The organism is Parasphingorhabdus sp. (genome assembly GCF_041748495.1).
Taxonomy (GTDB): domain Bacteria; phylum Pseudomonadota; class Alphaproteobacteria; order Sphingomonadales; family Sphingomonadaceae; genus Parasphingorhabdus.
On record NZ_JBGTDD010000012.1, the window covers coordinates 1 to 6,483 of the forward strand.

Annotated in this window: 7 protein-coding genes; 5 read left to right on the plus strand and 2 right to left on the minus strand. The window is 56.2% G+C overall.

Annotated elements, in window-relative coordinates; genetic code table 11:
• From ACEW8J_RS00940 to ACEW8J_RS00950, 3 genes are all read left to right on the plus strand, one after another.
• Window positions 1–532, plus strand: a 532-nt coding sequence (locus ACEW8J_RS00940; RefSeq protein WP_373489753.1) for a class I SAM-dependent methyltransferase, incomplete at its 5' end; no start/stop codon positions are given.
• Window positions 533–706: 174 nt separating this feature from the next.
• A complete protein-coding gene (locus tag ACEW8J_RS00945; RefSeq protein ID WP_373489754.1) occupies window positions 707–835 on the plus strand; it encodes a hypothetical protein in 129 nt (42 codons plus the stop codon).
• Between the two features lie 222 nt (window positions 836–1,057).
• Complete coding sequence (locus ACEW8J_RS00950; RefSeq protein WP_373489755.1) at window positions 1,058–3,322, plus strand: PAS domain S-box protein; 2,265 nt, start codon at window positions 1,058–1,060, stop codon at window positions 3,320–3,322.
• A 348-nt stretch (window positions 3,323–3,670) separates the two neighbouring features.
• Here the strand turns inward: ACEW8J_RS00950 and ACEW8J_RS00955 are convergent, their stop codons facing one another.
• On the minus strand, window positions 3,671–3,961 hold the full coding sequence (locus tag ACEW8J_RS00955) for a hypothetical protein (RefSeq protein ID WP_373489756.1): 291 nt from the start codon (window positions 3,959–3,961) through the stop codon (window positions 3,671–3,673).
• A 130-nt stretch (window positions 3,962–4,091) separates the two neighbouring features.
• On the opposite strand from ACEW8J_RS00955, the gene ACEW8J_RS00960 reads away from it, so the two are divergent.
• Window positions 4,092–4,745: a hypothetical protein gene (locus ACEW8J_RS00960; RefSeq protein WP_373489757.1), complete on the plus strand. Its 654-nt coding sequence runs from the start codon at window positions 4,092–4,094 to the stop codon at window positions 4,743–4,745.
• A 476-nt stretch (window positions 4,746–5,221) separates the two neighbouring features.
• Window positions 5,222–5,542, plus strand: a complete 321-nt coding sequence (locus ACEW8J_RS00965) for a DUF1328 domain-containing protein (protein ID WP_373489758.1) — start codon at window positions 5,222–5,224, stop codon at window positions 5,540–5,542.
• Between the two features lie 140 nt (window positions 5,543–5,682).
• Here ACEW8J_RS00965 and ACEW8J_RS00970 read toward each other — a convergent pair whose 3' ends face one another.
• A complete protein-coding gene (locus ACEW8J_RS00970; protein ID WP_373489759.1) occupies window positions 5,683–6,270 on the minus strand; it encodes a helix-turn-helix transcriptional regulator in 588 nt (195 codons plus the stop codon).
• Window positions 6,271–6,483: the final 213 nt, after the last annotated feature.

Consider the following 6,483-nt stretch of genomic DNA (forward strand, 5'->3'; position numbering starts at 1 on the left):
CGGTGCCGGCGGCGGGGTTGAGATCGCAGCCTTCGCGGGATTGTGCGCTGACTGGCGGTTTGTCGCGGTCGATCCATCACAAGCGATGCTCGATCTTGCCGCCACGCGGCTGGAACGGGAGCGACCGCGGACGCAGACAAATCTGATAAAAGGCGTGGCGGGCGACGCCCCTTTCGGTCCGTTCGACGCCGCCACGGCTTTCCTGTGCCTGATGTTTGTGCCCGACGACGGCAGCCGCTTGGAACAATATAAAGCAATTCGGAGGCGTTTGAAGCCGGGATCTCCGTTCCTCATGATCCACGCCACAACCGATCCCGATTGCCGCGAGCGCGACCTCGCCCGCTATGCCATCCATGCGCGACTGATGGGGGCCGAAGAGGAGCTTGTTGAGCGAGCTTCAGCGATGCAGACTTCCCAAGTGCATCTCCTGACACCGGACCGCGAAAGCGGATTGCTGCGTGACGCTGGATTTGAGGTAAACGGCATTTTTTACCAAGGTCTCTGGGTGCGTGGCTGGGAGGCGACGGCATGAGATTTCACTACCGGTCACTGGCAATGGTGGGCTGCTCCGTGAATTTCAAAATCAACTGCCCCGATCCAGATGTCCAATCGGCGTAACATCTGTCTCGTCAGGCATGTAAGCTTGCGAAGAACACACCATCTCAGCGGATCATCAATTATGACAAAGGATCTGAAGGAGGCCGAGATGAAGATCGCCCAGATCAGTAGAATGACTGCCGCAGTTTCTGTCTTGCCTGTTGTTGACAAGATGGAGCGGCTGGAAATGCGCCGGCCAGTGACGAAATGGCAATATCGGCTGCCGATTATGGGGTAAGCGGCGACTGGCTTCCTGCCGGAATCGTTCTCCCGCAGCCCCATATTGCGTTTCAGGACGCAACCGGTCCATGGGATTGGGGTCGGCAGGCCGGTTGCCCTGTATTTTAGCGAACACCAGATGCTGATTTCAATTCAACGATCGCCCGATGATTCGGGAGCCCAAAAACTATTGCCGAAACCATGTCAACGGCTTACCTATCGTCGCGAGGGAAGCTAACCGATGGACAATGCGACACGACCGCGAAGTATCGAGGAATCCTCCTTTGCTAGGGTACAGGCCACACTGGCTGCATGCTCCAGAGTGGTAGGCGAAGAATTTTTTCCGGTGATGGTCGAGGCGCTGGCCGAGGCGCTGTCGGTGCGTTGGGTCCTTTTGTCGACATTGCACCCGGTCGACCGCGACAAAGTGTGCACCGTCGCTGTCTGGGATAACGGCCCGGGAGAGAATTTCGAATATCGTCTGGAGCATACGCCCTGCGCCGATATCGTTGCCCGAGGCACTTGTTGTTTTCCCGCCGACATCCTCAATCTCTTCCCGAACGACCAGATGCTGAAAGAACTGGGCGCGGAAAGCTATGTCGGAACACGGCTTCGTTCCTCGTCCGGGGAAGTTCTCGGACTCCTGACCGCGCTGGATGACAAGCCGATTGAATCCGCGCAACAGGCCACCGAAATCGTCGAACTGTTTTCCGGGCGCGCGGCTGCCGAACTGGAGCGGCTGGCGACCGCTTCGCTCAACGAGCGATTAGGGCGGATTGTCGAGGATTCGGTCAGCGAGGCCTATGTTTTCGGTACGGGTGACTATCATTTCGAACTGGTCAATCGCGGCGCCCGCGAAAATCTCGGCTATACAATGGAAGAAATTCGCACATTGACTCCCTGGGCACTGAAACCCCATTTCAACAAGGCCCAGTTTCTGGAATTCGTCGCCCCCCTGAGAAACGGCGACGTGCCAAACCTGCTCTTCGAAACCGTACACGAGCGAAAAGATGGGTCCCATTATGATGTCGCGGTCCAGTTGCAATTTTTCCCGGGCGTTGAGAATCTATTCTACGCATCGATCAGCGACATCACCGAGCGCAAGCGTGCAGCACAGGCGCAAGCCCATCTCGCCGCAATCGTCGCATCCTCCAGCGAGGCGATCATATCCAAGGCACTCGACGGAACGATCAGAAGCTGGAACCGCGGCGCTGAAAAAATCTTTGGCTATTCCGCCGAGGAAATGATCGGCAAGTCGATCCGGCTTCTGATTCCGCCCGATCGCCAGGATGAGGAAGATACCATTGTCGGGCAGATCAGCCGGGCCGAAATGATCAGCAGCTACGAGACGGTTCGGATGTGCCGTGACGGGAGCCGAGTCGACGTTTCGGTCAACATCTCGCCAATTTTCGATGCGGCCGGCCAAATCGTCGGTGCTTCCAAAATAGCGCATGACATCAGCGAGCGGAAGCGCGCTGAAGAGCGGGAACGCCTGCTGATCGGGGAAGTCAATCACCGCGCCAAGAACATGCTGACGCTGGTGCTCGTCATCGCTCGGCAAACCGCCGCCAGTGACGCGGAGACCTTTGCGAGAAGTTTCGAAGAGCAGATACTAGCGCTTTCGGCGAGCCACGACGTCCTGGTCAATAGTTGCTGGCAGGATATCCCGCTGGAAGACCTGGTGCGCTCGCAGCTTGGACATTTCAAAGACATGCTCGGGTCGCGGATCAAATTGTCGGGTCCACCGCTCAAGATCAGCGCGCCAGCGGCGCAGGCGATCGGGATGGCGGTTCACGAACTGGCGACCAATGCGGCAAAATATGGTGCGCTTTCAACTGCCGAGGGCTTCATTTCCATCGGCTGGCAGCTTGAGGACGGCGACGGATCGGACCGGCGATTCTCGATACACTGGACCGAAAAGGGCGGCCCGCGGGTCGAGGCGCCCTCCCGAACCGGGTTCGGCTCGACGATCATCGACCAGCTGCTGGCAGCCAGCCTCGAGGGAGAGGTTGAACTGGACTGGCAGCCGACTGGTCTTGTTTGCCGGATGTCCTGTTCGTCCGACAATATACTTAGCAATGCGAAACAATCTGCTCGGCAAGCCCGGCCACCGGTGTCCTTGCGGCAACCATCAGCGTCACCGGCGCGCCGCATATTGGTTGTGGAGGATGAATTTCTCATCGGAATGGAGGTCGCCCAAACCCTTAGAAAGGCCGGCTATGATATCCTTGGCCCGGTAGCCACCGTTAGTGGAGCGCTGGCGCTTCTCGAGAACGGAACATGCGATGCCGCGGTCCTCGACATCAATCTCGGCAAGGAAACATCCGAGCCGATAGCCACGTTGCTCTCGGAGCAGGACACGCCCTATCTCTCAGTCTCCGGCCGGAGCATCGAGGATCGACCTGCAGCATTTTCGGGCTCTCGACATCTCGCCAAGCCGATTCAGTCAGCGCTGCTGATACGGGAACTGGGCGAATTGCTCTGCATGGACGAGGCGCATCGCTGAGGGAGTTGATGCTACGAAATTTTGCTTCCTGGCGAAGTTCGCTGCCGACCGTGCTAAAGCTTTGAAACAGGCGTTTCGCGCTTTCAGGCGCGGAGACCGGATTTCTGTTTCTGGGCCTGAGCGGATCCCTTAATTGCAAGCCTCGAATGCAGGACATTCACGCATTCGGCAGTGTTTGTTTCGCTTCACCCCAATGCAGAAGATTTCCGTGATTGGCTCGTTCAACGAGCCTCCCAACATCTCCGATATTGAAATGCCCCGCATCGCGATACGCATCGAGTTCATTCCAGCTGACGTGTCGCTGCCAGCCAATCGGTCTGCCAGCCCTGCCAGCGCGACTGTTTTTGACTACTGGTCAGAGCCCGTTCCATGGTCCAACATTTCCAGCGCTGCCCCGACCAGTTGCACCTGATCAGCCAGACTGGCTTCCCTTGACGCGGCGATCGGCTCTGACTTGCTCATTCCTTCGGATTCGGCATCCAGGCGGCTATCAAGATCCATCTGCCAGCTTTCCAGCAGTTTTCTTTTGTCTTCTGGATCAAGCGTTTCGTCCCGCACGATATCGGCCGGTGTATCATAAGCCAGATACCCGGTCGCCTGATCCTCTGGGGAATCCCCAGCCTGATGCTCATCCGTCATTTCCAAAATCCTCGCAATATTCACGAGATCTACGCGCGACTAAATTATCCGTTCCCGATACCGGATGATTTCTCTGCTGACGCAACCCAAAATATCTCTCCGCGTTGACGAGTGAGAGAGGACTGAAGTGATGAGCGTCAAAGAAAAAGAACTGCACGAGTGTGTGGCACCATTGTCGGAAGTTAGTTCCGGGGCGGGATCGCTCTCCGCCGAAATCAGATTCTGGTGGCCGAACAGGCAGACCGCGATCCTCCGCGCGTGGCTTGAGGAGAAAGGCATCTCCCTTCGGGAAGCCAGTAAACGGACAGACATCTACATCCTGACCGGCAGTGCAGCGGTCAATTTGAAACAGCGCGACCAGAACCGGTTCGAAGCAAAGACTCTGGTTCAAAAACGGTCGCTCGCTGCTGCCTTCGCCGGCGAGGAAGAATGTGAGATATGGATAAAGCATGAACTCCCGGATGCGGCGCTATCGGGACGATATCAGATCAGCGTGGGTAAAACACGCTGGTTGGCCTACCTGGATGAACGGGGTCAATTCACGGGGGACCATGGAAATTTGTCGTCCGGTTGTCAGATTGAATTGAGCGAGGTGCAGCCGGATGGTCAGCACCAAATCTGGACGAGTTTCTCCCTGGAGGCATTTGGCCATCCGGACCTGCTCGTAGAAGGGTTAAGTGTTGCAACCGGGAAACTGGGTGACCTTCCCTGCGCGCAGGAGCGACCTCTGGTCGCCAGCTACGCGGAATGGTTATGTGAGGAAGACTATTTCGGCCTTGAATAACAAGCCGAGAGTGTCTGAAATTCCCGGCACTCATCAATATCAAACAAAAGCTCATGAGCAGGAGGCCATGTCACGAGTAGCTATGTGCTCCCTCGAATGGCCTGTCGACAGGATGTGTCTTCCAATCAGCTCGCGCGCTCTGCTGCCGGATTCTTCTGTTTCTGCGGCTTGAGATTTGTCTTTCCGCGTTTTTCGTCCACGTCGAGTTTTCCGGTCGCTTGGGTTGGCGCAACCTGTTTGCGATTGCTGCTCTAAAGCTCACGAATGCTTATTCTGTTCATAAAATTGGCTCCCGCCCATTTCTGCGATATGGCCTTGGGCTCTGGCTGCTCCATGCAACACATTTGAAACCCCGCGAGTCAACGTCCGGCAATCTAAACCAGACTCGCCAGCAGGGCTGACGGTGTTTTCATCCTCCTGCGTCGATCACTGATTCCGAAGCCGCTGCAGATAGGCCCATAATCCTGGCTGATCCGATGGCGCCAATTTGGCTATTTGGCGAGATTGCGCAAGCCGGACGTATTCCCTTGTCCGTGAATATTGCAAGGCTGGCGGAACCAAGCTGGTGGCAATTCGTTACATCCCCAAGCGCGGCATTTAAACAGGAGAATGACATGTACGGTTGGGCAATAACCTTGGCGATTGTCGCCTTGATAGCAGCAATACTCGGGTTTGGAGGAGTTGCCGGCGTTCTGGCCGACATAGCACTTGTCGTGTTCATTATAGCTCTGATTGCCACAATCATTTTCTTTGTCATGGGCTGGAAAGCCGGCAAAAAATTAAGCAGCAAACTATAGTCGAAGCGGGATGTGGGACAGTGCTGCCGTGATTGCCGGGGGGGTTTGTTGCCGATCTGCAATGCAGCACGGCCGGTTCGAACAGGATGAAACGGATATCCCACCCGCATGGGAAGAACCGGTGCGCCAATTTCAATCATTCAGCCGGGAATTATAGATCGGACCACTGAAGCGATCTGCGACTGGCGGTTGCATGACATTTTCGAAGCGATTTGCTTTAGTTGCGCACGGACGGTCGACACGGCGACCTGTCTGGCCTCCGCAATCTGGCGGAGTGTCATGTTGTTGCCTATACCGGCGGCGATTTCCGCTTCTGCCCCCGTCAGTCCGGACAGATTGCACAATCTTTGCACGAGCAGCTGATCAGGGAGCTGATCCGCCTCCAGCAAAATTATCACCGCCCTGCTACCATTCGATAAGCGCATCGGCGATATGGTCGCGATCGCGGGCGACCCTCTCTGATGACCCAGGACCACGGCACCCGCGTCAGGTGAAGGCGCTACGGCCGCTGCCAACGCCAGCCGCAATAGCTTCATCGCCGATCCTACCGCCTCAATCTTCCCATGGGAATAGGTGACGAGCTGCGCCTGATGGATGGTGCTTTGCGCGGCGGCGTTCATTCCAAGCCGGCGTCCTTCGCCGGTCACCAGAAGTGCGGCATGTGCCATGCTTTCCGAGTTCATCGCCGAATCATAGATTTCTTCAGGCGAAACACGGCGATTTTCCATGAACGTGCCTCCGGTAGTTCGTTGATCATCGCACAAACTGCACAGGTGCTTTGCCTGCACCCAAGCAACAAGGTCCCGAATCAGACTGGGCATCATTTCCATAGCCCAAATTGGGGATGCGAATCGAAATAAAACAATTAAAGTCAAGGCATTAGACGTAAATGGGGCTGTTTCCGAAGCATCGACATACCGAAACAATCAAGGCGAAACCTC